The organism is Streptomyces sp. SAI-127 (assembly GCF_029894425.1).
In the GTDB taxonomy this organism is placed as follows: domain Bacteria; phylum Actinomycetota; class Actinomycetes; order Streptomycetales; family Streptomycetaceae; genus Streptomyces.
This window is the reverse complement of sequence record NZ_JARXYJ010000001.1, coordinates 5,054,268-5,080,316: the sequence shown is the minus strand read 5'-3', so window position 1 is coordinate 5,080,316 and position 26,049 is coordinate 5,054,268. Positions and strand designations below refer to the sequence as shown.

At 70.8% G+C, this 26,049-nt stretch carries 28 protein-coding genes; 14 read left to right on the top strand and 14 right to left on the bottom strand.

Going from position 1 to position 26,049, the window contains the following annotated elements:
• Nucleotides 1-3 precede the first annotated feature (3 nt).
• The 3 genes from M2157_RS23270 to M2157_RS23260 all read right to left on the bottom strand — a co-directional run bounded on the left by M2157_RS23270 (nucleotide 4) and on the right by M2157_RS23260 (nucleotide 1,220).
• Entirely contained in the window at nucleotides 4-480 is a 477-nt protein-coding gene (locus M2157_RS23270; protein ID WP_280863580.1) for a hypothetical protein, read from the bottom strand.
• Between the two features lie 240 nt (nucleotides 481-720).
• Complete coding sequence (locus tag M2157_RS23265; RefSeq protein WP_280863579.1) at nucleotides 721-939, bottom strand: hypothetical protein; 219 nt, start codon at nucleotides 937-939, stop codon at nucleotides 721-723.
• Nucleotides 940-983: 44 nt separating this feature from the next.
• Entirely contained in the window at nucleotides 984-1,220 is a 237-nt protein-coding gene (locus M2157_RS23260; RefSeq protein ID WP_280863578.1) for a hypothetical protein, read from the bottom strand.
• 152 nt (nucleotides 1,221-1,372) lie between these two features.
• Here M2157_RS23260 and M2157_RS23255 point away from each other — a divergent pair, with 152 nt between their 5' ends.
• A complete protein-coding gene (locus M2157_RS23255; RefSeq protein WP_280866115.1) occupies nucleotides 1,373-1,948 on the top strand; it encodes a dihydrofolate reductase family protein in 576 nt (191 codons plus the stop codon).
• Between the two features lie 67 nt (nucleotides 1,949-2,015).
• Here the strand turns inward: M2157_RS23255 and M2157_RS23250 are convergent, their stop codons facing one another.
• Nucleotides 2,016-2,963: an LAETG motif-containing sortase-dependent surface protein gene (locus M2157_RS23250; RefSeq protein ID WP_266562188.1), complete on the bottom strand. Its 948-nt coding sequence runs from the start codon at nucleotides 2,961-2,963 to the stop codon at nucleotides 2,016-2,018.
• 256 nt (nucleotides 2,964-3,219) lie between these two features.
• Here M2157_RS23250 and M2157_RS23245 point away from each other — a divergent pair, with 256 nt between their 5' ends.
• Nucleotides 3,220-4,881 (top strand): glycoside hydrolase family 13 protein, encoded by a 1,662-nt coding sequence (locus M2157_RS23245; protein ID WP_280863576.1) that lies wholly within the window; start codon nucleotides 3,220-3,222, stop codon nucleotides 4,879-4,881.
• Nucleotides 4,882-4,883: 2 nt separating this feature from the next.
• On the opposite strand, the gene M2157_RS23240 is transcribed toward M2157_RS23245, so the two are convergent.
• Nucleotides 4,884-5,651, bottom strand: coding sequence for a DUF4142 domain-containing protein (locus M2157_RS23240; protein WP_280863860.1), 768 nt, complete (start codon nucleotides 5,649-5,651; stop codon nucleotides 4,884-4,886).
• A gap of 251 nt (nucleotides 5,652-5,902) precedes the next feature.
• Here M2157_RS23240 and M2157_RS23235 point away from each other — a divergent pair, with 251 nt between their 5' ends.
• The gene (locus M2157_RS23235; protein WP_280866114.1) at nucleotides 5,903-6,583 is read left to right on the top strand and encodes a DUF6445 family protein; all 681 of its coding nucleotides are present in this window, start codon (nucleotides 5,903-5,905) and stop codon (nucleotides 6,581-6,583) included.
• Nucleotides 6,584-6,616: 33 nt separating this feature from the next.
• Here the strand turns inward: M2157_RS23235 and M2157_RS23230 are convergent, their stop codons facing one another.
• Entirely contained in the window at nucleotides 6,617-7,075 is a 459-nt protein-coding gene (locus M2157_RS23230; RefSeq protein WP_266516426.1) for an FxLYD domain-containing protein, read from the bottom strand.
• 149 nt (nucleotides 7,076-7,224) lie between these two features.
• Here M2157_RS23230 and M2157_RS23225 point away from each other — a divergent pair, with 149 nt between their 5' ends.
• Nucleotides 7,225-7,710, top strand: a complete 486-nt coding sequence (locus M2157_RS23225) for a hypothetical protein (RefSeq protein WP_280866113.1) — start codon at nucleotides 7,225-7,227, stop codon at nucleotides 7,708-7,710.
• Nucleotides 7,711-7,821: 111 nt separating this feature from the next.
• Here M2157_RS23225 and M2157_RS23220 read toward each other — a convergent pair whose 3' ends face one another.
• From M2157_RS23220 to M2157_RS23210, 3 genes are read right to left on the bottom strand one after another with little or no spacing between them, the layout of a single operon-like run.
• Complete coding sequence (locus M2157_RS23220) at nucleotides 7,822-8,193, bottom strand: DUF6479 family protein (RefSeq protein ID WP_280863572.1); 372 nt, start codon at nucleotides 8,191-8,193, stop codon at nucleotides 7,822-7,824.
• Between the two features lie 7 nt (nucleotides 8,194-8,200).
• On the bottom strand, nucleotides 8,201-8,599 hold the full coding sequence (locus M2157_RS23215; protein WP_280866112.1) for a luciferase family protein: 399 nt from the start codon (nucleotides 8,597-8,599) through the stop codon (nucleotides 8,201-8,203).
• The gene (locus tag M2157_RS23210; protein WP_280866111.1) at nucleotides 8,596-9,477 is read right to left on the bottom strand and encodes a class I SAM-dependent methyltransferase; all 882 of its coding nucleotides are present in this window, start codon (nucleotides 9,475-9,477) and stop codon (nucleotides 8,596-8,598) included. Before M2157_RS23210 ends, M2157_RS23215 begins: the two co-directional genes overlap by 4 nt.
• Before the next feature lie 139 nt (nucleotides 9,478-9,616).
• On the opposite strand from M2157_RS23210, the gene M2157_RS23205 reads away from it, so the two are divergent.
• Both M2157_RS23205 and M2157_RS23200 read left to right on the top strand, forming a co-directional pair.
• Nucleotides 9,617-10,327 carry a DUF4328 domain-containing protein gene (locus M2157_RS23205; RefSeq protein ID WP_280866110.1) on the top strand — a complete coding sequence of 237 codons (711 nt, stop codon included), beginning with the start codon at nucleotides 9,617-9,619 and terminating at the stop codon, nucleotides 10,325-10,327.
• A 50-nt stretch (nucleotides 10,328-10,377) separates the two neighbouring features.
• Nucleotides 10,378-11,472 carry a substrate-binding domain-containing protein gene (locus tag M2157_RS23200; RefSeq protein ID WP_280866109.1) on the top strand — a complete coding sequence of 365 codons (1,095 nt, stop codon included), beginning with the start codon at nucleotides 10,378-10,380 and terminating at the stop codon, nucleotides 11,470-11,472.
• 7 nt (nucleotides 11,473-11,479) lie between these two features.
• Here the strand turns inward: M2157_RS23200 and M2157_RS23195 are convergent, their stop codons facing one another.
• Nucleotides 11,480-11,638 carry a hypothetical protein gene (locus M2157_RS23195; RefSeq protein WP_167347980.1) on the bottom strand — a complete coding sequence of 53 codons (159 nt, stop codon included), beginning with the start codon at nucleotides 11,636-11,638 and terminating at the stop codon, nucleotides 11,480-11,482.
• A 180-nt stretch (nucleotides 11,639-11,818) separates the two neighbouring features.
• On the opposite strand from M2157_RS23195, the gene M2157_RS23190 reads away from it, so the two are divergent.
• The 3 genes from M2157_RS23190 to M2157_RS23180 all read left to right on the top strand — a co-directional run bounded on the left by M2157_RS23190 (nucleotide 11,819) and on the right by M2157_RS23180 (nucleotide 15,066).
• Nucleotides 11,819-13,024, top strand: coding sequence for a sensor histidine kinase (locus M2157_RS23190; protein WP_280866108.1), 1,206 nt, complete (start codon nucleotides 11,819-11,821; stop codon nucleotides 13,022-13,024).
• Between the two features lie 361 nt (nucleotides 13,025-13,385).
• Nucleotides 13,386-14,045, top strand: a complete 660-nt coding sequence (locus M2157_RS23185; RefSeq protein ID WP_280863565.1) for a response regulator transcription factor — start codon at nucleotides 13,386-13,388, stop codon at nucleotides 14,043-14,045.
• Nucleotides 14,046-14,151: 106 nt separating this feature from the next.
• A complete protein-coding gene (locus M2157_RS23180; RefSeq protein ID WP_280863564.1) occupies nucleotides 14,152-15,066 on the top strand; it encodes a CPBP family intramembrane glutamic endopeptidase in 915 nt (304 codons plus the stop codon).
• Nucleotides 15,067-15,205: 139 nt separating this feature from the next.
• Here M2157_RS23180 and M2157_RS23175 read toward each other — a convergent pair whose 3' ends face one another.
• Nucleotides 15,206-15,553 (bottom strand): hypothetical protein, encoded by a 348-nt coding sequence (locus tag M2157_RS23175; RefSeq protein ID WP_280863563.1) that lies wholly within the window; start codon nucleotides 15,551-15,553, stop codon nucleotides 15,206-15,208.
• Nucleotides 15,554-15,672: 119 nt separating this feature from the next.
• Here M2157_RS23175 and M2157_RS23170 point away from each other — a divergent pair, with 119 nt between their 5' ends.
• The 3 genes from M2157_RS23170 to M2157_RS23160 are packed head-to-tail and all read left to right on the top strand — an operon-like array spanning nucleotide 15,673 to nucleotide 17,657.
• Complete coding sequence (locus M2157_RS23170; RefSeq protein WP_280866107.1) at nucleotides 15,673-16,305, top strand: RNA polymerase sigma factor; 633 nt, start codon at nucleotides 15,673-15,675, stop codon at nucleotides 16,303-16,305.
• Entirely contained in the window at nucleotides 16,302-17,300 is a 999-nt protein-coding gene (locus M2157_RS23165) for a CU044_5270 family protein (protein ID WP_280863561.1), read from the top strand. Before M2157_RS23170 ends, M2157_RS23165 begins: the two co-directional genes overlap by 4 nt.
• A 36-nt stretch (nucleotides 17,301-17,336) precedes the next feature.
• Nucleotides 17,337-17,657, top strand: a complete 321-nt coding sequence (locus M2157_RS23160) for an antibiotic biosynthesis monooxygenase (RefSeq protein ID WP_057608921.1) — start codon at nucleotides 17,337-17,339, stop codon at nucleotides 17,655-17,657.
• Between the two features lie 45 nt (nucleotides 17,658-17,702).
• On the opposite strand, the gene M2157_RS23155 is transcribed toward M2157_RS23160, so the two are convergent.
• Nucleotides 17,703-19,274 (bottom strand): carbohydrate-binding protein, encoded by a 1,572-nt coding sequence (locus M2157_RS23155; RefSeq protein ID WP_280866106.1) that lies wholly within the window; start codon nucleotides 19,272-19,274, stop codon nucleotides 17,703-17,705.
• 126 nt (nucleotides 19,275-19,400) lie between these two features.
• Between M2157_RS23155 and M2157_RS23150 the strand changes: the two genes are divergently transcribed.
• The gene (locus M2157_RS23150; protein WP_280863559.1) at nucleotides 19,401-20,018 is read left to right on the top strand and encodes a phosphoribosylanthranilate isomerase; all 618 of its coding nucleotides are present in this window, start codon (nucleotides 19,401-19,403) and stop codon (nucleotides 20,016-20,018) included.
• Nucleotides 20,019-20,514: 496 nt separating this feature from the next.
• Here M2157_RS23150 and M2157_RS23145 read toward each other — a convergent pair whose 3' ends face one another.
• Nucleotides 20,515-23,379, bottom strand: a complete 2,865-nt coding sequence (locus M2157_RS23145; RefSeq protein WP_280863558.1) for a hypothetical protein — start codon at nucleotides 23,377-23,379, stop codon at nucleotides 20,515-20,517.
• A 310-nt stretch (nucleotides 23,380-23,689) separates the two neighbouring features.
• On the opposite strand from M2157_RS23145, the gene M2157_RS23140 reads away from it, so the two are divergent.
• Complete coding sequence (locus tag M2157_RS23140; protein ID WP_280863557.1) at nucleotides 23,690-24,193, top strand: signal peptide protein; 504 nt, start codon at nucleotides 23,690-23,692, stop codon at nucleotides 24,191-24,193.
• 60 nt (nucleotides 24,194-24,253) lie between these two features.
• Here the strand turns inward: M2157_RS23140 and M2157_RS23135 are convergent, their stop codons facing one another.
• Nucleotides 24,254-25,855: an alpha/beta hydrolase gene (locus M2157_RS23135; protein ID WP_280863556.1), complete on the bottom strand. Its 1,602-nt coding sequence runs from the start codon at nucleotides 25,853-25,855 to the stop codon at nucleotides 24,254-24,256.
• Nucleotides 25,856-26,049: the final 194 nt, after the last annotated feature.

Sequence of the window (26,049 nt, the reverse complement as noted above, 5' to 3'; positions counted from 1 at the left end):
AGCTCAAGAACGAGCCGAGGGCCACCAACACCTCACCGCAGTCATCGCCGCTCGCCTGCCGACGCGTCGACGGGCCTTGCTCTGCCCGTATCCGGTGTTCACAGTGAGTGTGCCGTCCGCACCCAGCGGCTCGGCAGGGGCACCCGTGCCGTTGCGTGTGTCGAGGAAGCGGGTGGGACTGGTCGGTACGAACGGGCCTCCGCCTGTGGTGTAGGGGCTCTGGAGGTCCGCGATCAGGTTGACATGACCGCCGCTGTTGTAGATCTCGATCTTGCCGCTGCAGACGGGCGTGACCACCAGGTTGGAGACGGTCTGCCCGGCGCGGTAGTTCAGGCAACTCGCGGGGCGCAGGGTGACGGTCGTGGTGCTGCCCGGCGCGACCTTGCCTTTGGGGACGCCGGTGCCGTTGCGGGTGTCCAGGTCCCGCTCGGGTGTGGTGAGGGGGTACAGACCGCTCAGGTGCGCGCCGGTCCTGGGCACGTTGGTGAGGTAGCCCTGTACGTCGGCGATGAGGTCGACGTTGCCGTGAGCGTTGTAGAGGTCGACGTAGCCGTCGCTGCCGACCCGGACCGTGACCAGGGAGACCAGATCAGCTCCGGGAAGGCGAACGGTTGCGCGAGCGCCTTTTACTCGATCTTGCCGCCCCGATGCCTGATTCCTGGCTGGCGGTTGTCAAAGAGGTGGCGCGGGGCCCTGAACGCTTCCTACCAGTCACCGGCCTCACCCCTCCACCCCCCACCGCTCCGGCCCACCCCCCTTCCACTCGATCCACGGCGACTGCGCCACCTCCGCCGCGTCCATCTCCAGGCCCGCCCGCCGGAGGAACTCCGCGACGTCGGCCAGGTTGTGGGCGAGGCCGAGGATCTCGCCGTCCACGCGTACGCGGCGGCCGCCGGTGGGGGACGGGGGGTGCACGATCACGCGGATCGGTCCGGACATGTCCTCAGGATCGTCCGGGGCGTAGGGTCCCGCACTTCGGTCCGTCATCGCTCGGACCGTTCGCTCACGTTCCCGATGCCCGACCGGCCCAGGTCACGCAGTTGCCGCCACTCGGCGGGGCGCGGGCGCCCTCGCTGCCAGTGGGGATGGAAGAACACCTGGGCCGACAGCCGGTGCAGGCGTCGGCGCAGCTCGGTGTGGCCGGGGCGCTCGGCGAGCTCGTGGTAGATGGCACTCCACTCACGCTGTGCCCGGGCGAGGTCGTCGGGGAACGATCGCATGCCTGGATTCAATCATGTGTTCGATTTATGGGGCCATGGCGGGCCCGGCGATGAGTTCCGGAGAGGCGCCGGGTCTACCGGACGACGGAGTTCAACCGAGAAGCCCGTCCAGCAGCCCATCCAGCAGCCCATCGAGAAGCCCGGAGAACGACATGACCGCCACCTACACCTTCGACGTCTTTTCCAGTCTCGACGGCTACGCCGCCGCCGGCGGCGACTGGACCGGCTACTGGGGCAAGCAAGGGACCGAGTTGCTCGACCACCGCCTCGCCCTCTACCGCGAGGAGCAGCGGATGGTCTTCGGGGCCACCACCTACCGGGCGTTCGCGCAGATGCTGGCCGAGAGCACCGAGGATTCCGATGTGCGGGATCCCTGGGTCACCCGGATGAGGCACCTGCCGACGACGGTCGTGTCGACGACGCTGGAAGGCCCCCTCGACTGGCCGGACGCGACCGTCGTGAGCGGCGACGCCGTCGATGTCGTCGCGCGGCTCAAGAAGGAGTCCGACGTGCCGTTGCGTTCACACGGCAGCCTGTCGATGAACCGGGCGCTGATGGCCGCCGGTCTGGTCGACCGCGTGCAGGTGACGCTCTTCCCGGTCATCACCGGCCGGACCGGCCTCGACCCGGTCTTCCAGGGTGCGGCCGACTTCGACCTGGAGCTGCTGGAGAGCCGGACGCTCGACGGTCACATCCAGGAGCTCGTCTACCGGCCCACCCTTCACTGAGCGCCGCGGACAACCGAAAGGGCCGCCCGCACCGCGAACGGTGGGGCGGCCCCGTCAGTCAGAGGGGTCAGGCGCGCGAGGCCTTACGGCGACGCGTGGCCAGCACGATGCCCGCGCCACCCGCGAGCAGCACCGCCGCACCGCCCGCGATCAGCGGGGTGTTGCTGCTGGCGCCCGTCTCGGCGAGGTTGTCGCCGCCGCCACCGTTGGGGGTGGGCGCACCCGGAGTCGTCGTGGACTCCGAGGCCGACGGGGTCGGGGTGGACGTCGACGGGGTCTCCGAGGCGGGAGGCGTGCTCTCGGAGGCCGGCGGGGTGGACTCGGAGGCCGGCGGGGTCGACTCCGAGGCCGGAGGCGTGGTCTCCGAGGCCGGAGGCGTCGCCGGGGGCGTTGTCGGCGGGGTGGCCGTGCAGTCCTTCGTGCCGCCGTTCCAGGCCGCGATCAGCTTGTCCTTGATGACCGGGTGGTCCGGGCCCTTGGGGAGGTCGCCGTGCGGAAGGCCGTCGTTGGCGTCCAGCTTGCCGTCGAACTTCGTGTTGCCCCGGTAGAGGTCGATCTGCGCGTAGCAGCCGACGTCCGGGATCGAGATGTCGAGGGAGTCGACGGCGCCGGCCTTGACGGTCACGGTGTCGAAGTCGTGGAAGACCTGCTCGCCGGAGGTGGCGAACGTCGGGCCGTGCGCGCGGTAGGACGCGAGAGAGGCCGTGCAGGTGGACGCGTCGCCCGCCGCGCGGACCTTGACGTGGACCTTGCCGTCGTCGGTCGGCTTCAGGTTCAGGTCGTCGACCTTGACCGAGGCGAAGAAGTTCTTGCCGTCGAGGGAGAACTCGCAGCGGTCGGTCTCGGTCTTCGAGCCGGCGCCCGTACCGGGCTTGTAGCTTCCGCCGTCCTCCCAGCCCTTGCCGCCGGGGCAGTCGGATGCCGAGGCGACGGAGGCGAGTGCAGCGGAGAAGGCGAGCGTCGCGGCGCCCGTCCCCAGCAGGCGCCGCAGGGTGACACGTCTCGCTATGGACATACGTATCCCGTCAAGATGAGAGTGAGTGGTCTCAGAAAACACTGGGCCCATTGGTCACATGCGCCACAGTGTCCGCACATGGTGGATCTCCTTGTGGAACGCTGTCAACCTGCGGTGATGCAGGGTCAGTTCATGGGCCATCACAATTTCGACACACAGGGAACGCTCCACTCCGCATAAGCTCGGGTTCACGTTTCTGGCGAGTGGGCAGATATCCCCTTTATCTCCCGCACGGACGCATTGCAGAGGAGCCCGCGTGACCGCCCGCACCACCACGCCCGACCTCTCCGGCAAGGACCCCGACTGGTGGCGGCAGGCCGTCGTCTACCAGGTCTATCCCCGCAGTTTCGCCGACGCCGACGGTGACGGCCTCGGGGACATCAGGGGCGTCACCGAGCGCCTCACGCACCTGGTCGCCCTCGGCGCCGACGCCCTGTGGCTGAGCCCCTTCTACCCCTCCGAGCTCGCCGACGGCGGCTACGACGTCGCCGACTACCGGGACGTCGACCCGCGCCTCGGGACGCTCGACGACTTCGACGCGATGGTCGGCGAAGCGCACCGGCTCGGGCTGAAGGTGATCGTCGACCTCGTCCCCAACCACACCTCCCACCAGCATGTCTGGTTCCAGGAGGCCCTCGCCGCCGGCCCCGGATCCGCGGCGCGCGAGCGGTACGTGTTCCGTGACGGGCGTGGCGCGCACGGCGAACTCCCGCCCACCGACTGGCAGTCCGTCTTCGGCGGCAGCGCCTGGCGGCGGGTGCCGGACGGGCAGTGGTACCTGCATCTGTTCGCCCCCGAGCAGCCCGACCTCAACTGGTCGCACGACGAGGTCCGCGAGGACTTCCGCACCACCCTGCGCTTCTGGTCCGACCGCGGGGTCGACGGCTTCCGCGTGGACGTGGCGCACGCGCTGGCCAAGGACCTGACCGAGCCGTTGCGTGACCTCGGTGACCTGCCCGGCGTCGCGGAGGAGGCCCTGGGGCACCTGCCGCCGGGCGGCCACCCCTACTGGGACCGCGACGAGGTCCACGAGATCTACCGAGACTGGCGCACGATCCTCGACTCCTACACCCCGCCCCGCATGGCCGTCGCCGAGGCCTGGGTCCCGGGCCCGCGCCGCGCGCTGTACGCCCGCGCGGACGAACTCGGCCAGGCCTTCAACTTCGAGTACCTCCAGACCGCCTGGGACGCCGACGAGCTGCGCCAGGTCATCACCGACTCCCTCACCACCGCCCGCGCCGCCCACGCCTCGGCCACCTGGGTGCTCTCCAACCACGACGTCGTACGGCACGCCTCCCGCCTCGTGCTCCCGCCGGGCACCGACGAGAACGCCTGGCTGCTGTCCGGCGGCCACGCGCCCGCCGTGGACGGACACCAAGGCCTACGACGCGCTCGCGCGGCCACGCTGCTCATGCTCGCGCTGCCGGGATCGTCGTACGTCTACCAAGGCGAGGAACTCGGTCTGCCCGAGGTCGCCGACCTGCCCTTCGAGGTGCTCCAGGACCCGATCTGGGAGCAGACGGGCCGGGTCCGCAAGGGGCGCGACGGATGCCGGGTGCCGCTGCCGTGGACGACGAGCGGTCCGTCGTACGGCTTCGGAGCCAGTGGTGCCTGGTTGCCGCAGCCGGAGTGGTTCGCCGGGTACGCCGTCGAGGCCCAGGACGGTGTCGAGGGCTCCACGCTGGAGCTGTACCGCACCGCCCTGCGCCTGCGCCGCAAGCTCCTTCAGGGGGAGGACCTCACCTGGGCGGACGCCTCCCCGGCCGACGTGCTGGACTTCGTCAGGCACGAGGGCTGGCGGTGCGTCACCAATCTGTCGGACCGGGCCGTCCCGCTCCCGGCGGGGGAGGTACTGCTCACCAGCAGCCCGCTGGAGGACGGGCTGCTGGGACCGGACACGACTGCCTGGCTCGGCTAGGGCTAACCGATGGTCGGCGTCGGCGACGGGTTCGCGCCCGCGGCCGGGGTGGCGCCGTTCGCGTTCTCGCCGGGGACGCCGAGCGGCGTCGAGGTCGGGTTCGGCGGCGGGGTGAGCACGATCATCGGCGCGCCGGGCTGCGGGACCGGCGGAGTGAGGTCGCCCTTGGGCAGCTTCGGCGGAGTGGTCTGCATGAAGAGGGCCTGGTCGAAGTTGACGAAGCCGGTCTTCTCCATGACCGTCATGTGGTCGAGCACCGTGTCGTTGGCCATGTCGGCCAGCGACCGCACCAGTGAGTTCTTGGTGGTCGAGCGGATCTTCGAGATCGTGTTGAAGATCGAGCCGTGCGTCACCCGCAGGATGTTGGCGAAGTTCGTGTCGAACTGCTGGCCGTCACTCGACTCGATCGTGTTCACGAAGCCGACCTGCTGCGGGCTCGCCACGTTCGGGATGGTGATGTTGAGCATCGGGGCGATCTTGCGGCAGGCGTCGTCCAGCGCCGCGTGTCCGTCGATGAGATGCCTTCCGGCTTCCTTCACCTCCTCGGTGGTGCCCTTCTGCAGGGCGACCTTGCCCAGCGGGTACTCCCACAGTCCCGCCGCGCGCACAGCGACCACGAAGGCACGGTCCTGCTCCGTCAACGGCCCCCACTGCGTCTGGGCGATGATTCTGTCCTGAGCGGTCGCAGCCTGGCTGACACCCAGCATCGACGGGTACGCGAGAGCCGCCAGGGTCAGTGTGAGGGCTCCGCCCACGAACAGCGTTCCCATCGCGTTGCGCGAGAGTGGCACCGTGCCTCCTGCCCGGTAGGGGTCTTCCGCCGGTAGGCGGGTCGGACGCACAGGAATACGCGCACGGGGCCGCAGTTGTTCAGCACCCCTTCCGGAGGATGACCGGGCTCACAGACGCGCCGTCAGGAAAGGCCGGTGGCCGCTGATTGACCGTTCGTTGACCGGTTCGCGGGGAAGTCCTGGCGAAATCGCGGGAGAGACCTGACGGACCCCGGACCTAGATTCGCTGCATGTCCATGCCACAGCGGTCGCAGCGGCCGCTTCCCGTCCTGCCCTACCGCAAGCCCACCAAGGGCCGCGACTACTGGGTGATCGACGACGTGCTCCCGGACGTCGACGCCGTACGGGAACGCTGTCTCGCCAAGGACGACTGGGTCAAGGGATATCCGTACACCTCGGAGACCTGGCCGGGGCTGCGGACCATGCCGGGGCTCGAACCAGCCGAGCTCGGGAGGGTCGAACGGCTGGTGAAGCAGGCGACCGGGGCCAGGGAGCTGTGGGTGCAGCGGGCGCCCGGCGGGGGCACCCTCAACCACAACTGCGTGCAGGTCGTGGGGGAGGGCGAGAGCGAGCCCCGGCCGCACACCGACTCGCGGGCGCTGTGCCGGTACGCCGCCGTGCTGTATCTCAATCCTGCCGTCCCCAAGGACTGCGGCACCAGCTTCTACCGGCAGGCCATGCCCGGCGGGCGGCTCGGCGGCAACGTGGTGCAGGCCCCGCACAACAACCTCGTCGAGGCCCTCGGTACCCGGTTCGTCGCGCCGGACGCCTTCGAGGAGGACGTACGGGTGCCGCACCGGTACAACCGGCTGCTCCTCTACAACGCCAACCTCGTGCACAGCGCGACCGGTTACTCCGGCAGCACGCTGGAGGACAAGCGGATGACGGCCGTCTTCTTCTGGATGGCGTGACGGGATGGCGTGACCGGATGGCGTGACCGGGGCCTAGTGGCGGACCGCTCTCGGCACCTTCGCCCGCACGTCCCCCGACAGGTCGTGCGTGCTGCGCGCCGTCCCCTTCCCCGAACCACCCGCGGGTACGTCCGACACGGTCAGCACCACGGCGTCCAGCAGCTTGCCGTTCCGGTCGGTGAAGTCGACCTCGACGGTGAAGGACTTCGCCGAGTCCGCGGAGTTGGTGGCGGTGACCTCCACTGTCGTACGGCCGTCCGAAGCGGTGGCGGGAGTGCCGAGCCGTACGTCGTCCTTGGCGTCGACGCCGTTCTTGATGTCGTCGAACCGCCTGCCCGCCTCCGCGGTGGCCGACGACACCGCTTCCCCGGCGCGGGAGGCGGCCGACGCGACCTTGCTCGCCACCGACGACGGGCTGTCCTCGTCGGAGCAGGCGGTCAGGCCGGTGAGGGCCAGCGTCGTCAGCAGCGCGGCAGTCGTCCAGCGGGTCATCTCGCCTCCAGCGGGGTGTCCCCTCCAGTGAAGGGCTCCCCCCTTACGGCCGCACGCCCGGCGTCACCCGAACGGTCCACTCCCGTGGTGGCCGCCCCCGCTGCGCCCGATGGTCGAAACACATCGACCCCGAGAGGTGGGACACGGTCATGACGCAGCAACCGCACGCGACACAGCCCACACAGCCGTCCGCCGGCACACCCCCGGCCCCGGCCCCGGCCCCCGCGCCGGGCCTCGGGCCGACGCCCACCGAGACCGCGTGGGCCACCGGCGGTGTCGTCTTCGCCGGTGTGCTGCTGCTGATGAACGGCATCCTGGCGGTCTTCCAGGGCATCTCCCTGCTCGCGGAGGACGATGTCTGGAGCCGCGTCGGCGACTACGTCTACAAGATCAGCCTCACCGGCTGGGGTGTGATCCTGCTCTGCCTGGGCGCCGTCGCGGTCGTCACCGGCGCGTTCATCCTCAAGGGCGCCGCCTGGGCCAGGATGACCGGCATATTCCTGGCCTCGCTGAGCATGATCGCCCAGTTCCTCTTCCTGCCCTACGCCCCGTTCTGGTCGGTCATCATGATCGGCCTCGACTTCTTCGTGATCTGGGCGCTGGCGGTGTACAAGCCGCCGGAGAAGCGGGTCTGATCTTGAACGGGCTTAGTGCGGTGCGGCTCCTCGCCGGCACCGCGAAGGGCAGCCGGCCGGCACCACGAAGCGGCGCGTGGGGCTGACCTGGTGGCCCGGCCTCGGGCCCGGTCACACGTGGCCGAGGCCGCCGCTGCCGAATCCGCCGCTGGAGCCGGGCAGCCAGCGTTTGCGGTTCTGGTCCTTTCCTCGTCTGCTTCCCGCGTGATGGAGCTGGTACGGCATCAGCCGTTCCTGCTCGTCCGCGGTGGCCGGCAGCTCGTCCGGCTCGCGCATCTCCCGCATCTCGCGGATCGGCCCGGTCTCCGGGAGGTGCGGCTGCTCCTTGCTGAGCGGCCGTGGAAGCTCCCGGTCCTGGACCCGCATGCCGAACACCACGGCACACACCAGCGCGCCGGCGATGAACAGTCCACCGGCGAAGGCGGCGATCACGTTGACTACTTCGCTCGACGAGGCCGCCAGGACAAACGTCGCGGTACTCATACTCCGATTATCGCCTAATCGGGGCAAAAGGGGAGTCCCGGGGGACCACTGTGACCCGGTGGAAGTTGCACTCGGCCGGGCCGACGGGCCGGGGCCCCGCGTGGTGGGCCTTCAGGGCCATGCTGACCAGGCTCATCAGCAGGTCGACGTCGGTCTCGCAGTCGAGGTGGACGGTGACCCAGCGGGAGCCCGGCAGCAGCCGGACCGCGGTCGATTCCTGGAGGTCGTCGTGGAATCTGCGGATGGCCGGTTCGGTGAGGTGCAGATCCACGTCCCGCCCCGGGTGGAAGTGCACGATCTCGCTGTGCCCGGAGCGCAGCGCCAGCCCGGCTCCGCAGCTGGGCAGGCCCGTGCTGAGGTCGGACCACGCCTCCAGGCGCTCCAGGGCGCGCTCGGCCAGAGTCATGTGCCCATCGTCGCCCGCTCACCGCCCCGCAACCAGAGGTTGAGCGAAACGTAACCGGGGCGTGAGGTGTCGCATGGGCCACAAGTGACCGGCTGGTTCACCTGGTTCGTCCGCGTACGGCCCAGGCGCGTGCCGAGAGGGGGATCGAACCGTCGGGGGCGGTGGGGGCGGCCGCGCGCAGAGCTTCGCGCAGTTCGTCCCGGGCGGCCGGGGGGAGGCTGGTGACATAGCCCGGCGCGGGGCCCTGGGCCGGCCAGGAAGGGGCCCCACAGATCGGCGAAGTCGGCGAAAACGGTGGGGACTTCGATCGCGCGCACGATCACGTCGACGAGTCCCGCGGTCGTCCACAGGTCGTGCAGCGGCTGGGGACGACAACCGGGGAACCGCAGGCCTTCGTCCAACTCGGCTGCGCCCGGGTCGAGTTCGGCGGCGGTGTCCCAGAAGAGGCGCAGCAGGCGCATCCCGTCGGCGTAGTCCCAGACGTACCCGGCCACCAGAGCGCCGCCCGGCCGGACCGCGCGGGCCATCGCGGTGACCGCCGCCACGGGGTCGGGCAGGAAGTTCAGGGTCAGACCGCTGACCGCCACGTCGAAGGCGCCGTCCCGGACGGGAAGCGCCATGGCGTCCGCCACGACCCCGGCCCGGCCCGCGCGGACGAAGCCCTCGGAGCGGTCGCAGCCCACGACCAGGTCGGGCCGGCAGCGCTCCCGGACCACCGCCGACAGCACCCCGGTGCCGCACCCCACGTCCAGCCACCGCAGTCCGTCCGGACGGCCGAGCCAGGCCGTGAACTCGCGCGCGACCGCGCGGCTCCAGCGGCCCATGTAACGGTCGTAGGCGGCGCCGGACGCCCACACGTCGTATCGCTGTTCGTCCATGGCTCCCACGATCCTCGCCCCGCGGTATTTCTTCTCGGGTTCTCGCCCTCGGGCCCGCCGGGGCACGAACGTCCGCGTGAACCGATCACCGGGTTCGGGACGATGAGGGGGTGAACCGATCGTTCCGAAGGGGGACTCCGTGAGTGAGAACACCGTCCGGCCCGCCGTGCGCTCGGCGCGTGGCTCGGCCCGCCTCGCCGTCGCCGGGCTCGGGCTCGCCGGTGCCGCCTACGCGGTGCGGGCCGTGTGGGACATCCGGCTCGCCGTCGCGGGGGAGCCCGCCTCCGGGCCGCCGAACCAGGGCGAGGGCCGGCACCGGCCGCTGAACGCCCTGGAGGACTCGTACCACCTGGTCAGCACGGCCGGAAGCCTCCTCACGCTGGTGTGCGCGGCCCTGTTCATCGGCTGGCTGGGGCGGATGCGGGACAACGCGCGGGCCCTGTCCGGCGAGCGCCCGCGCTACTCCGGCATCTGGGTCTACGCCGCCTGGTTCGTGCCGATCGCCAACCTCTGGATCCCGCGCGGCATCGTCGCCGACATCCACCACAAGAGCGCCCCGGACCGGAAGCTGCCCGTCGTCGTGAACGTGTGGTGGGCGCTGTGGCTGGCCGGCATGGTCACCGGGGTCGGCCTGATGTACGACGGTGACACGGACGACCTCATCGCCCGCGCCTACAACGGCGTGACCACGCTGCTGGTCGCCGATCTCGCCGTCGTCGGCGCCGCCGTCGCCGGCATCCTCGTGGTGCGCGCACTGACCGCCGTGCAACTTGTGTACATCGGCTCTCAGTTGCGGACGCCGAGTGGCGATCCCTTGAAGGAAAACGTCAGGGTGTTTGATCGGGATTGAGGGCACTTACTGTTGCGCCTACGTGACAGCCCCCCACCCACAGGATCGCCATGCGCCCCATCCCCTCCGTCATGGCCGTCTGTGTGTCGGCCCTTCTGCTCACCTCCTGCGGGGTGGGCAGCAGCGACACCGCGGTGAGCCCCAAGAAGGGCGACGACATCACGCTGGGCCTGCTGCTCCCCGACCGGGACACCAGCCGCTTCGACCGGTTCGACTACCCGCTCATCAAGAAGGAGGTCGCGACCCTCACCCGCGGCAAGGGCAAGGTCAGTTACGCCAACGCCGGGGCGAGCGAGAAGCGGCAGAGCCAGCAGTTCCAGCAGATGGTCGCTGCCAAGGTGGACGTGATCCTGGTGGACGCGGTGGACGCCAAGGCGATCGAGCCGGATGTGCAGAAGGCGAAGGACGCGGGCATCCCCGTCATCGCCTACGACCGGCTCGCCCAGGGTCCCATCGACGCCTATGTCTCGCACGACAACGAGCTCGTCGGCGAGGTGCAGGGCCGGGCCATCGTCGAGGCGCTCGGTGACAAGGCCGAGACCAGCAAGATCGTCATGATGAACGGCTCGCTCGCCGACCCCAACACCGCCCTCTTCAAGAAGGGCGCGCTGGACGAGCTCAACGGCAAGGTCGTCATCGCCAAGCAGTACGACACCAAGGACTGGCTGCCGTCGGTCGCCAAGGCCAACATGAAGGCGGCGATCGCCTCGTACGGCCTGAACAACATCGCCGCCGTCTACTCGGCCAACGACGACATGGCGGGCGCGGTCATCGACGAACTCAAGGAGGCGGGGGCCACGAAGATCCCGCCGGTGACCGGGCAGGACGCGAGCCTCGCCGCGGTGCAGCGGGTCGTGTCGGGCGAGCAGTACATGACCGTGTACAAGTCCTTCCTGCTGGAGGCGACCAACGCGGCGCAGATCGCGGTGTACAAGGTCCAGGGCCGCGGCATCCAGTTCGACGCGCTCATCCGCGACAAGGTCGACAGCCCCACCCAGAACGACATCCCGTCGCTGCTGGTCCCAGTGGTCGCGCTGACCAGGGACAACATCCAGCAGACGGTGATCAAGGACGACGTGTACACCGTGAAGCAGATCTGCACCGCCGAGTACGCGGCGGACTGTGCGGCGATCGGCCTCAAGTAGGCGTTGTTCAGGGGCCGGTGCGCAGTCGTCGTACGACGAGGGCGGTGGCCGTCAGCGCGGTGACCGTGCCGAAGGCCAGGTGCACCGCGGTGTCGGCGGGGGTGAAGGACGCCACCGCGTTGCCGAGCACGCTGAGGACGAGCAGGGGCCAGAGCAGAAGGTTCACGGGTACTCCAAGTGGCTCGGGTGTTCTCGATGCCGACGACGCTACGAGCCGGAGCCCGGTCCGGCCGATCCAGCGGTCCGCCCGGTCCGTGGTACAGCAGGCTGTACTTTCCGGCTCCGGGCCGTACTCCGAACACCTTTTCCGCCTAGGGTCGTTTTCCTCCAGTCAGAGGGGGTTCGGATGGCCACCGCAGACGTCAAGAGCCTTGCCGTGGGGACCGCCACGACCGCCGCCGCCGCGCTCGGCCAGCTGGTCTCCGGACTCGGTACGGCCGTCCTGGCGCCGTTCGTGCTGCTGTGGCTGGTGCTGGCGCCCGGCGGGGTGCGTGTGCTGCACGCCCTGGCCGGCATGGAACGCGTCCGGCTCGCGCGGTGGGGCCCCGAGGTCATCGCCCCCGCGCCCCCGCCGACACGGCTGCGGGCCGCCCTCGCCGACCCCACGACCCGGCGTGAACTGCTGTGGCTGGTCCGGCATCTGGTCGTGGGACTGCCGCTGGGGCTGCTCGGCTTCGTCCTGCCGGTGCTCGCCGTACGGGACGCCGCGTTTCCGCTGTACTGGCGGCTCGCCCCGAAGGACGCGACCGCCACGTCCATCGGGGTCGGCGTCGCGCACTCCTGGCCGGACGCCCTGGCCGTGTGCCTGCTCGGCGTGGGCTGGATCGCCATCATGCTGGGGCTCACGCCCGGCATGGCACGACTCCAGGCGAACCCGGGGCGCCGGCTGCTGTCGGCCGGTCCCGACGCGGATCTCTCCCTGCGTGTCGCCGAACTGACCGCCACGCGGGCCGCCGCGCTGGACGCCCACGCCACCGAACTGCGGCGCATCGAGCGCTCGTTGCACGACGGGACCCAGAACCGGATCGTCACGGTGACCGTGCTGCTCGGGGCCGCCCGCCGCATGGTCGCCCGCGATCCGGCCGGGGCCGACGAACTCCTGGAGCGGGCCCAGTCCGCGGCCGAACAGGCGCTGGCCGAGCTGCGGACCGTCTCCCGCAGCATCCTGCCTCCGGTGCTCGCGGACCGGGGGCTGGCCGGGGCGCTCACCGGGCTCGCGGCGGAGAGCGCGGTGCCGTGCACGGTCGATGTCGAGGTGCCGCGGCGATGCGCGGCCTCCGTCGAGGCGACCGCGTACTTCGTCGCGGCCGAGGCGCTGACCAACATCGCCAAGCACAGCGGGGCGACCCGGGCCACCATCACGGTCCGCGCCCCCGGCTCACGGCTCCTGCTGCAGGTCACGGACGACGGCCGGGGCGGCGCCGACGAGCACACCGGCTCCGGCCTCACCGGCATCCGCCACCGCATCGCCGCCCACGACGGCACCCTCCACCTCACGAGCCCCCCGGGCGGCCCGACGGTGCTGGAGGCGGATCTGCCGTGCGGTGCGTGAGCGGCCGTGCGCGGTGTGACGGGGTTCGGGCCTGCCGGGTGGTGCGCCGAGCGGCTGTCTGTGACTGTGCGCTCCGGCGGCCGGCCCGACGACTCCGGAGGCGGGCCATGTGGGGGTGGGTGGCCGTGCGGGGTGTGGTGCGGCCGTGGGTGAGGACGCTGTTCGCCGGGCGAGCCCGCCTGGCGGGTCCGTCGACCGGCGAAGCGGAGTCGCCGTGCGGTGTGTACGGGGTTCGGGCCTGCCGTGCGGGGCGCCGAGGTGCTGTCTGTGGCTGTGCGGGGCGTGGTGCGGCCCCGTGTGAGGACGCTGTTCGCCCGGCGAGTGTGTCGGGTGGCTCGATGACCCTGGAGAGGGACCTGCCATGCGGATCGTGATCGCCGAGGACGACGCTCTGCTGCGGGAGGGGCTCGCCCTTCTGTTGCGTGCCGAGGGGCTGGACGTGGTCGGCACCGCCGGCAGCGCCGAGGGGGCGCTCGACGCCATCGACGCGCACAAGCCCGACGTGGCCATCCTCGACGTACGGATGCCGCCCACGCACACCGACGAGGGGATCCGCGCGGCCGTGGAGGCCCGGCGGCGCAGGCCCGAGCTCGCCGTTCTCGTGCTGTCCGCCTACGTCGAGCAGAGCTTCGCGACCGAGCTGCTGACCGGCGGGGTCGGCGGGCTGGGCTATCTGCTCAAGGAACGGGTCGGCCGCGTCGAGGAGTTCCTCGACGCGCTGCGCCGGGTCGCGTCCGGCGGCACCGCCATCGACCCCGAGGTCGTCGCGCAGTTGTTCACACGGTCCCGTCAGGACGCGCGCCTGGAGCGGCTCAGCCCGCGCGAGAAGGACGTACTCGCCCTGATGGCCGAGGGGCTGGGCAACAGCGCCATCGCGGAGAAGCTGTTCGTGACCGACGGGGCCGTGCACAAGCACATCCGGAGCATCTTCGCGAAGCTGGACCTGGCGCCGACGGACCAGGTGGACCGGCGGGTCGCGGCGGTGTTGCGCTACCTCGAGGACGCGCGCCGGGCCCGCTGAAGTACAGCCTGCTGTACCGGGAGTCGGGGCGTGCGCGGCAATGATCCGAGGGCGCCGCGCTGGTGTGCTGGAGCCATCACATCAGCCCCCTCCGAAGGGATCCGCGGTGAGCGTCCAAGCGCCCCTGACCACCGAAACCGGCACCGAAGACCGACCCGCTCCGCAAGCTGACCGCGGCCTGCGCGGCAGCATCCGCCGCAACCCCCTGACCTGGTTCTTCACGCTGGCCTTCGCACTGAGCTGGGCCGCCTGGACGCCGTACGTCCTCTCCGAGAACGGCCTCGGCGTCTGGCACTTCGCCTTCCCAGGCTCCGGCGGCGCCACCCAGCTCACGGGCGTCCTGCCCGGCGCCTACCTCGGCCCGATCGCCTCGGCCCTGCTCGTCACCGGGCTCACGGAGGGACGCGCGGGCCTGCGGACCTGGCGGGCCAGGATGACCAAGTTCAAGGTGAGCTGGCGCTGGTACCTGGTCGTCCTGCTCGCGGTGCCGGCCACGCTGACCCTCGCCTCGGCCGCGCTGGCCGGCCGGGGTCCCGCCATGCCGCCCGCGATGGTCCTCGCCGCCTTTCTTCCCGGACTGCTCATCCAGATGATCACCACCGGTCTCGCGGAGGAGCCCGGCTGGCGGGAGTTCGCGATGCCGCGGATGCAGAGTCGCTACGGCCCCCTGACCGCGACCCTCCTCGTCGGCGCGCTGTGGGGCTGCTGGCACCTGCCGCTGTTCCTCACGGAGTGGGGCGGCGGGCCGCACGTGGCGTGGACCGTGCCGGTGGAGTTCATCGCGATGACGATCACGTTCAGCTGCGTGATGACCTGGGTGTTCAACAAGTCCGGCGAGAGCATGCCGCTGGTCATGCTGCTGCACACCGGCGTCAACAACTTCTTCTCGATCGCCTGGTCGGACATGTTCCCCTCGCTGTCCGACGGCGACCTCGCCCACGCCCTCCTGCTCAGCACGACGGCGGCGGCCCTGATCCTGCTGGCCGCGACCCGGGGCCGGCTGGGCCTGCCCAAAAGGTGACCCGCCACCGCACACGAACGGGCTCCCGGCGCCTCCCTCGTCGCCCCGGGAGCCCGTTCCGGTGCCTCCCCTGATGCTGTTCGTCGCTCGCGCCGGATCGGATGTCGTTTCGCCGCGGGAATGTCGGCGGGGCTCGCGGCTACTTCTGCGCGCCGCCCGCGAACTGGAGGGAGATGTGCCGCAGCACCTCCGCGGAGGTGTCGGTGCGGCCCGAGTCGTGGACCTCGGCCAGTTGCACGAAGGCGAACGCGAAGCAGTTGGCGATGCTCGCGATGGCGGGCCCCAGCTCCTCGGCCACGGCGTCCGCCGCCGCGAGGCCACTGGCGTCCGCGGGAAGGTGGATCCGTGGGAGGGTCTCCACGAGAAGCGCGGAGATGGCGCCGGTCAGCGCGGCCTGCCGGTCGGGGTGTTCGCGGGCCTGCCGTCGCATCTCCAGTGCCTCGGTGAGGATGCCGACGACGTTCTGCATGACCTCTCGCTGCTCCATGGACGCAGCGTAAGCGCTCCGCGGGGAGGGGTGGGCGGGGCGAGGTCGGCAGCGTGTGTCGTAGAGCACAGGAACTCCGGGTCGAGGTGCGGAGCGTTACGGGTGTGAGGGAAAAAGAAGTGGCGGAACCGGACCGGGAGCGGATACGGGCCGGGGACCGGGCGGCCTTCGGGGAGTTGTACGACCGGTACGCGCGGGCGGTCTACAACCACGCCCTGCGGCTGACCGGGAACTGGGCGGAGGCCGAGGAGGCGATGTCCGAGACCTTCCTCGCCGCCTGGCGGACGAGGGAGACGGTGGAGCCCGAGGGCGGTTCGCTCAAGCCCTGGCTGCTCGGCATCGCCACGCACAAGGCGTACAACGCCAACCGGGGTCTGCGGCGCAGGCTCGCCTTCCTGGCCCGCAGCCCCGAGCCGCGCCCGGTCGAGGACTTCGCCGAGGAGACGGCGGGCAGGATCGACGACGCCCGCCGACTGGCCGTCGTGCACCGGGCGTTGAGCCGGATCGGACGGCAGGACCGTGAGGTGCTCGCGTTGTGCGTGTCCGCCGGGCTCGACTACCGGCAGGCCGCGGAGGCGCTCGGCGTCCCGGTCGGCACGGTGCGCTCCCGGCTGTCCCGCGCCCGGGCCCGGCTCGCGCGACTGAGCGCGGAGGAACAGGGGCGAACCGGGACGGAACCACCCCGGGTCCACGGAGAGATGGAGAGTGAGGCCGCGCTCGCGGCCCTGTTCCTGCGGGAGGAGATCCGATGAGCGAGGCCGAGGAGCTGTTGTCGACCCCGGCGGAGTGGGACCTCCCGCCGGAGCGCCACCGTCACTTCAAGGACGTACTGATGCAGCAGATCGATCACGACACAGGGGTCACGCCTCGGCGGAGCCGGTTCCTGCGGCCCGCCGTGCTGGTGCCGCTGGCCTCCGCGGCCCTGACCGGCGCCCTGCTCGTGACCCTCTCGGTGGACGGACGCGGCCCGGCGACCGGGCCCGCCCCGTCCGCGACCACGGCCGCCGCCTCCGTCACCCTCAACCGGATCGCCACGGCCGCCATGGCGAGCGACACGGTCCGGGTGCGGGACGACCAGTTCGTGTACGTCAGGACGCTGGTTCGCGAGAACACGGGCACCTTCACCGGCCCGGTGCGGCTCGGCGCCCTGCACACCGAGGAGCGGTGGACCTCCCAGGACCCCGGCCCGCTCCGGGTCACCGGGTGGATCAGGGCCGGCGGCAAGGACGCGATCATGCCGGACCAGATGCTCCCCATCGAGTCCCCCGATCCCCGTCCGGCGGGCGTCGACCACCCCACCTACCGGTGGCTGGCCTCGCTGCCCACCGACCCCGACACCCTGCTCGCCAGGCTCCGCGAGCAGGCCAGGCCGGTCGAGGGCGAGTCGCGGGACCAGGCGGTCTTCTCCCTGATCGGCGATCTGATCGGCGGCACCATCATGCCGCCCGCGAACGCCGCCGCCTTCTACAAGGCGGCCGCGAAGCTGCCCGGTGTGCGGGAGATCCCCGACGCCGTCGACGCGGCCGGCCGGCACGGGATCGCCATCACCCTCGACGACACCGGCTTCGCCACCCGCGACGAGTGGATCTTCGACAAGGAGACCCTCGCCCTGCTCGGCTCCCGCTTCTACGTCACCGACCCGGACCGGGGCATCACGACCGAGACCCTGTTCGGCACCACCGCCGTGATGGAGACCGCCGTCGTCGGCGGGAAGGGCGAGGTGCCCGCCCGGGCCGCGGCACGCTGACGTCCCTCTGATGCCCTGTGGCGCACAATGGCCGTCATGAGCATCGTCAAGATCAACGTCCTCACGGTCCCCGAGGAGCAGCGCGAGACGCTGGAGAAGCGGTTCGCCTCCCGCGCGGGGACCGTCGAGAACTCCGACGGATTCGAGTGGTTCGAGCTGCTGCGCCCGGTCGAGGGCACCGACACCTACCTCGTCTACACACGCTGGCGTGGCGAGGAGGACTTCCAGAAGTGGATGTCCGGGATGGCACAGGCCTCGCACGGGGGCGGCGGCGAGCAGGGCCGCCCCAAGCCCGCGGCTTCCGGCTCGACGCTGTGGACCTTCGAGGTCGTCCAGCAGGCCGCGCCCAAGCAGTGACGGCGAGGGGACCCCGGGTACGGATCCCGGGGTCCCCGCCGTGTCCTACAGCGTGACCTGCTTGCCGCCGAAGGTCACGACCAAGCTGCCGTTGGAGGCGTAGGACCAGCCCAGGGCGCCCGCGTAGGTGGAGCAGCGGGAGCCGTTGGTGCCGGACCAGAACTGGTTGGAGCTGTCGGCGTCACCGACGAACCGGTCGTTGGCTCCGCTGTTGCACGAGGTGTTGCCGCGGAAGACCGAGGTGCCGGTCTCGAAGTTGAAGTTGCGCTCGGTGTTGGCGACGGAGACGTTGCTCGTGATGGTCATCGAGCCGGGGTTGCTGTTGTAGGTGAATCCGTGATGGCCGTTGCCGTAGGCGATGCTGTGCTGCACCACGTGGTTGACCGCGATGGAGTCGCCGCCGAGCTTGTAGCCGTTGCGGTCGCCGTTGCCGGCCTGGGAGCCGTCGGTGAGCGTGCCGTTGCCGTAGGACAGCGAGTACTCGATGGTCACCGGGCCGATCGCGCCGGTGTCGGTCTTGGTGTAGAGGTCCCAGCCGTCGTCGATGTTGTTGTGGGAGACGGCGTACCGGAACACGTTCCCGGTGCCGGTGGTGAGCTTCGCGGCGAAGCCGTCGGCGTCCTCGCCGTCGGAGTCGGCGTTGTCGTGGGACTCGGCGCTCAGGATCAGGTTGTTGGCCGGCCACTGGCTCGCCGGGGTGGAGGAGGCCATCCGGCCCAGCTGGAGGCCGGTGTCACGGTTGAAGCGGGTCACCGTGCGCTCGACGACGTTGTTGCTGCCGCCGACGTAGATGCCGTTGTCCCCGGCGCGTTCGACGACGAGGCCGTAGATCTTCCAGTAGTTGGCGTTGAGCTGGATTCCGCGGTTGGTCGAACTCTCGCTCTGTGCCGAGAAGTTGAGCACCGGAGTCTCGCCCGGGTAGGCGGAGAGCGTGGTGCGTGCGGACGAGGTGCCGTTGCTGCCGGCCGGGATGGTCACCGTCGAGGAGTAGGCGTACGTCCCGCCGCGCATGTAGATCGTGCCGCCGGCGGAGATGCGGCTGATCGCCGAGGTGAGGGTGGTCGGGGCGGTCGCCGTGCCGGCCGCGCTGTCGGTGCCGCTCGGTGACACGTACAGGGCGCTGCTCGACGGCGGCGGGGTCGTCGTGCCGGACGTCTCGGCGTCCAGGTAGTCGACGTTGGGCAGGCCGTTCGCGGTGCTCGGGTTGAGCCGGACGGTGTTGCTGCCCGCGTTCACCGGGACGGTGAGCGTCTTCGTGGTCCAGCCGGTCCAGGTGCCGGTGGACTCGAAGGACGCCGACGAGACCGTCGAGCCGTTCACGATGATGTCCGCGGGGCGGGCGGTGGTGGTGCCGTTGGCGAAGCGGACGCTCAGGGTCGCCGTGCCCGATGCGGGTGCGGACACGGTGAACTGGGCGTAGGCGCCGGTGGCGTTGGTGCCGTTGCAGAATCCGCTGCCGGAGTATCCGGCGTACTCGGTCTCGACGGCTCCGGTGCAGATGGCGGGCGCGGTCTCGGCCTCGTAGCGGGTGGTGGCGGCTTGTGCGGTGGTGCCGGACAGTGCGACGAGCGTGCCGGCGATGAGGCCGACGGATGTGATGACTGGTCTCAGGTGCATCGTTCGTCTCCATGGTGTGCGGCGACGGGGGCACGTATCGTTCGGAAGGTAAGCGCTTGCCATGGTCGCGTCAACGGTTATGTATGTGATCGTTGTTCATGGACGCGAATTGGATACGGTGGCGGCATGACGCTCTTCGTGAAGATCTGCGGCCTGCGGACCGAGCAGGACGTCGACACGGCCGTCGAGGCCGGCGCCGACGCCATCGGGTTCGTCTTCTCCGACAGCCCGCGCCGCATCGACCCCGCGACGGCGGCGCGGCTGGCCGCCAGGGTCCCCGAGAGCGTCGTGACGGTGGGGGTGTTCCGCCGTGAACCCCTGGAGTACGTACGCTCCGTGGCCGCGGAGTCGGGGATCGGGGCCGTCCAGCTGCACGGCCCCGAGGACCGCGACTACTACGCCGAACTCGCGTCCGGCGGCTGGACCCTGATCCGCGCGGCCGCCTTCGGCGACTCCGTGCCGCGCTGCGGGGAACTGGGCGAGGACATGCTGCTGCTCGACGCCCCGGTGCCGGGGTCCGGCATCGCCTGGGACTGGTCCCGCAAGCAGGTGGCCGGCGCCGGGGAGAAGTGGCTCCTCGCCGGGGGCCTCACGCCGGAGAACGTCCGCGAGGCCGTCGACGTCACCCGCCCCTGGGGCGTCGACGTCTCCAGCGGCGTGGAGGCAAGCCGCGGCGTCAAGGACCCGACCCTGATCACCGCGTTCGTCGAGGCCGCACGGGCCGGGGCGCATGCCACGGGCTGAGTCCCTGAGATCAGCCAGGGTGGGTACGGCCGCCGCGTCGCCGGTCGAGCGGTGACGTGGGTTGACCGGGGTTGTCGGCCGGTGCGCGGTCGTGGGTCAGGCGCTGGCTGGTGCTGCCTCGGCCTGTTCGGGGTTGGCCGGGGGTGTCGGTTGGCCCGTTCGTCGACAGCCGGTGTCATCTGCCGGCCGGTGGCTGTGGTGCGGGCGCGGGCGGTGCCGCCTCGCCGCCCCGGTCCGTTCGTCGGCTGACCGGCGCTGTCGGGTGGCCTGGGTTCGCGGATCGGCCGTCGGCCGTGTCGTCCGTCGGTCTGTGGCCGTGGGGCGGCCGCGGCCCGGCGCCGCCCCGGTCCGTTCGTCGGCCGGCCTGTGCTCGCAAGTCGGCCGTTAGCCGGTGACGTCCGTCGGCCCGTGTCCGCGGATCCGCCCCACATGCCACAGCGCCCGCCGCCGGTCAGGTCGACCGGTGGCGGGCGCTTCGGAGTCCGCTCCCGCGTGGTTACTTCTGTGAGGACGGGGACGGGGACGCCGTGTCCGTCGGCTTTTCCTTCAGTGGGACGAACGCCAGCGCGTCCCAGGCGATCGACGCGTCGCCGGTGCCGTCCGCCGTGGCCGAGCTCAGGGAGACGCTCGGGGTGCCCTTGAACTCGTAGGAGCCCAGGGAGACCCAGGTGTTCTTGCCGCCCGTGTCCTGGGAGATCGTCTTCTCCACGACCGTGCCGTCACCGAGGTCGATGCGGTACTTGGCCGACGGGGTGTTGGCCTCGTGGTCGGGCAGGTGGACCATGACCTCCGCCCAGCCGCCGATCTTCCGGTCCGGCGTCCAGGTGCCGGTGACGACCGAGTCGGTGTAACTCGGCACCCGGGTGTGGGTGAGCCAGAAGTGCCCGCCGAAGCCCGCGCCCAGCTGATGGAAGTCGATCTTCGAGGGATAGACGGTCGCACCGTTCTGCTGCGCCGACCCGAAGGTGAACTTCAACGTCCCCCGGCTGGTCCAGTTCTTCTCGCCCGCACAGGGGTTGGCGTCACCGACCCGGAACTTCACCGTGTTCGGCACGTCGTCCACGATCAGCGCGTTCAAAGGGAGGGTGGACGCGCAGGCCGCCGGGTGCGGAGCCGCGACCGCCGGCTCGGGATCGGTCGCCTGGTACTTCAGCACCTCCGTGCCGCAGGTGGCCGTGCAGTCCGTCCAGCTCACCGGCTGGTTCCACCAGCACTTGAAGTCGTCCCGCTGGCAGGGCCCCTCGGGCTGGGTGGACCCCTCGACCTTGCGCGGCTTGGTGATGTCGCAGTCGTTGAGCGTGGGCTTGCAGAACGTGTCGTGCGGCGGCTGGGCGTCGGGCGCGTTGCCGGTGGGCCAGTCGCCGACGGTGAACGCCCGCACGGTCGCCCCGGTCGCCGGGTCGGTCTTCTGCTGGGAGTACGCCGCCCAGCCGAGCACCCGCTCCGGGTACGACCACAGGTTGGGGTTGCGGGCGTCGTCGTAGCCGGACGACAGGAACATCTTCCGGTCGGCCGGGTAGAGGCCGTTGGCCGGGTTGTTGAACCAGCCGAGGCCCCACGGCGCGCTCGCGTCCGTCGAACTGGGCAGGTTGAAGCCGCTGTTGTAGGCCCACAGCGCGAGCCACCAGTTCTCCAGGTACTGCGGGTCGCCGCCGTTGACGAGCAGACCCTTGTCGTACAGCTGGTTCCACTTGTCCTGGAGGATCTGGAGCCCCGCGGCGATGTTGGCCGCGTAGTCCACGGTGATCGCCTGCTGCTGCTCGGCGGTGTAGGTGGTGTCCGCCGCGGCCATGCCGCTGGTCACCTGGGAGATGCCGTAACCGCAGTCGGCGGCGGCCCAGTCGACGGTGTGGACGCTGCCGGCGTTGCCGTAGTAGCCGCCCTGGATGAAGTTGCTGCTCTCGCCCGCGGCCGCCCGGGAACTGGCCTGGAGCAGGTTGGACTCCTGGGAGAGCACCCCGAGCATGATCTGCGCGGGCACCCGGCCGCCGCCCTTGAGCGGGGTGGACGGAAACAGGCCCTGCGGGGTGTACGACGGGAGTTCGCTGCCGTTCCAGCCGCTGCGGCGGCGCACGTCGAGCTTGCCCTGCACGGCGAGATCCGTCGCCCACTCGGCCTGTGCGGTCGAGGGCTGGAGCGACTGGAGCTTCGGGTCGTTGCGGGTGACGGCGCAGGCGCGGTCGGGGTCGGTGGTGGAGGTCGACGGGTCGTCGTCGCCGGGGGTGATGCTGTTGGTGTGGATCCCGTCCGTCAGGGCCGGGGACTGCTCCTCGCCCTGAGTCCCCTTCGGCGCCCTGGGCTTCACGCGGAAGCCGAAGGCGGTGTCGGAGCCGGGCACCACCGCGTTGATGCCGACCGACTGGGCGATGTCCGCGGCGGCCTTCTTGCCGCCGGCCGCCTCGGTGCCGTTGCCGACGGAGGTCAGCGCGAGGTCGCCGGTGGTGGAGACCTCGGCGGAGGCCGGCACGTCCAGCGTCCGCCAGCTCTTCGGCAGGGCCGGCACGGCGTCCTCGGCGTCCTTGCCGGTCACGAAGACCCGGCCGCCGTTGCCGTGCACCGCGAGGGCGCCGAGCGCGCCGGAGCCGAGGAGCTTGTCGGAGCCCGCCGAGGTGACCCGGCGGACCTGCACCTTCTTGCCGGCCGGGACCTGGTAGGCGAGCCCGCTGTGCGCGTCCGGCACCAGCCGGAACGGCGTGCCGTCGGTCCTGGCCAGGGTGCTGGTCGCGCCCTTGGCGTCCACCGAGACCACGGAGTCGCCCCGGGCGGCCGCGATCTTGTTCCCGAAGGGCACGGCGGAGGTGAGCTGACCGGCGACGGTCTGCTGCCGGACCAGCTCTCCCTTCCCGGCGTCGACGGTGAGCAGTTGCGTGCCGTTGCCCTCGGGGCGGGTGAGGACGGCCTGTTCGCCGTCGCCGCAGCCGGGGTTGAAGTAGGCGAGGGAGACCAGCTCGGGCAGCTTGGTCACGTTGCCGTCGGCCAGGTCGACCACGGCCGCGAACGCGCCCTGCTGGAAGCCCTGTTGGTCGTTGACGGCCTGCCGGGGCGCGTAGACCACGACGGCACGGTCGCCGGACCCGGTCACACAGGTCTGGCCGATCCACTGGTCGGTGTCGATGCCCGGCTCGGACAGGGTGGCCGCGGTGTGCCACGTGTAGGCGTCGGCCGCGTCGGCGACCAGGACGTGCAGTCCGGTGCCGTCACCGTCGTAGGTGACGATCCGGTCGCCGGACTTCTGCCAGCCGGACGGCAGTTGGGAGGTGTTGGTGACACGGTCCCCCGGTGTCGGGGTGGTCGGGTCGGAGGGGCTGGTCAGGGCCGCGGAGGCGAGAGGAGCGACGAGGGCCAATGCCAGTACGGACATGCCCGAGGCCGCGAGTATTCTCCCGCGCCGGCTCTTCGGCACCCAGCGGTGCCTTCCTCCTGGATATTCACGAGTGGTGCGCAAGGAATTCCGCCTGGATTCATTTGTGAAGGTCAGGTACCGGCAACGTTCCCCCAGGCCGGTGACGCGGAAGTTATCAGTCCGCCATGACGGCAACGGGAGTTCGAGGTGAGCTACCGGGCGGTATCCACGGAATGTCCACGAGATCCAGGCAACGTATTACTACTGCTCGAGGTCTCATCTACAGGTAACTCCTAAAACCCCCCACGCATCACGAGGAACAGTGAACGTGTCGAAGAGCACCAGACGTCTCAAGATCGCATTCGTTTCCGTCGCCGTGGCCCTCGCGGGTCTGGCAGCCGCCGGTCCCGCCGCCGCGGCCGCGCCTGCCAAGCCTGCCGCGGCCACCGCGCAGGACCGGCAGACCGCCGTACCCGTCGACTTCGTGGACCTGCCCACCACGGCCCTCGTGGCCGACGGCGCGCGGCACGAGGTCACCGTCACCTACCGCAACGAATCCTCGGCGGACCGGACCGTCGCCCCGCAGCTCCTGCTGGAGTCGCCGGACGCGGGCCCCTTCCTCACCCCGTCGGACGTCGTGGTCGAGCAGCGCACCGCGCACGGCTGCTGGCGGCCGGTGGAGACCGCGAGCCAGACCGGCACGCTGTTCACCGACCTGACGACCGCTCAGCGCACGCTCCACGCCGGCCAGACCCTCACCGAGGTCTACCGGATCACGGTGGTCAACGCTGACGCGGTGGGCACTGTGCAGCCGAGGGTGGCGCTGTACTGACCCGCCTGTTGTGACGCGAGAGGGCCCGAGCCTCCCCCCGAGGCCCGGGCCCTCACGCTGCTATCGCAGCGAGCCGATGTGATCCACTCGGTCGCTCACGCCGTTGCGGAGTTCCGTGAGCGTCGTACCGGGCGGTGCCACCGTCGGGGTGGACGACGGCGGTTGGGTCTCGTCCGAGCAACTCGCCCCGCGGGCCGGGACCTTCAGGTCCACCAGGTAGCTGGTGATCGCGTCCGTCGCGCAGGCGCTGCGGCCGAAGGCGGTGTGCCCCTCGGCCTTGAAGGTGAGCAGGCGGCCGTTGTCGAGCTGACGGGAGAGGGCCACCGCGTCCTGGTACGGGGTGTCCGGGTCACCGGTGTTGCCGATGACGAGGATCGGTGCGGAGCCCTTCGCGCGGAAGGAGCCGCCGTAGCGGCTGACGTGCTCGCCCTTCCACTGCACGCAGGCCGTGGCGTGCTGGTGGTCGTAGGTCGGCGGGCCGTAGGCCATGGCCGGGCCCAGCAGCGGGGCCAGCCTGGCGTTGGTCGTGACCTGGCTCCTCAGCAGGGACCGGTCGGTCGGGTACTTCTTGTCGACGCACTCGACGACGACGTTCGGGTTGAGGAAGTCGTAGCTGGCCGGGGACGGCGGCCGCAGCAGGAACGACGTGTTGTCGCGCTGCTGCGCCTTGCGCAGGGCCTCGCCGAAGGAGGGCCAGATGACCTTGCCCTCGTTGATGTTGAACATCAGCCGGTAGACGAGGGTGTAGCCGTTGGCCTGGCCCCCGTTGGCGGTGGGCACCGGGTTGGCGTCCAGGTCCGCCTTGAGCTGCTGGAACGCGGCCCGCGGATCGCCGTCGCCGAAACCGCAGGTCGCCTGGTCCGCCTTGCACCAGTCCAGGAAGCGGCCCATCGCGCCGTCCAGGGCGAGGTACTGCGGGCGGTCGTAGGCGTAGGGCCGGCTGGTGTAGTGCTCCGGGTCGTACGCCCCGTCGAGCGCGAGCGCGCGGACCCGGTCCGGGAACATCGCGGCGTAGACCGTACCGATGTAGGAGCCGAACGAGCGCCCGTAGTACGTGAGTTGGTCCTCACCGAGCGCCTGCCGCAGGAGGTCGATGTCCCGGGCCACGTACTGGGTGCCGACGTACGGCAGCAGATCGCCGGCGTTGTCCTGGCAGGCCTGGTCGAAGTCGGCGGCCTGCTGGACGGCGGGCTCGTAGGCGTCGGGGCCGGGGACGCCCTTGGCTGCGGTGACGGCCTTCGTGTACGTCGCGTCGTCCCAGCACACGACCTGGGAGCTGCGGCCCACCCCGCGGACGTCGTACCCGAAGACGTCGAAGTCGTCGCGCAGTGCGGCCGGCAGGTCGTCGTAGTTGCCGCGCACGAAGTCCACACCGGAGTTGCCGGGGCCGCCGGGCTGCAGGAACAGCGTGCCCTTGCGCTTCGAGGGGTCGGCGGCCTTCTTGCGTATGACGGCCAGGGTGATGGTCCTGCCCTGCGGTTCCCGGTAGTCCAGGGGCACTCGGGCGTCGGCGCACTCGAAACCGCCCTGACAGTCCGACCAGGTCAGGGTCGGTACCGGGGCGGTCTCGTGCTGTTCGGAGGCCCACACCTGCGGTCCGGTACAGGCCACGGCGAGCGCGCTCGCCGCGGCTCCGGCGAGTCTGAGTCGTCTGAACTTCACTGTTTCTGTTCCCCCTTGGGCTGGTCAAGCCTCAAAGAACTGGTTGTCTCACAGAGAACACACAGAGGAACACGCGTTCCGGTTCCCGCCGGGCCGTGAGGGAACGGAAAAGGCCGTAGTCCCGGGGGTGGATGCGGGGGCCGCCGCGTACTGCGTTCTCAGTAGCGGGAATTGTCGGCAGGCGCACGACGACT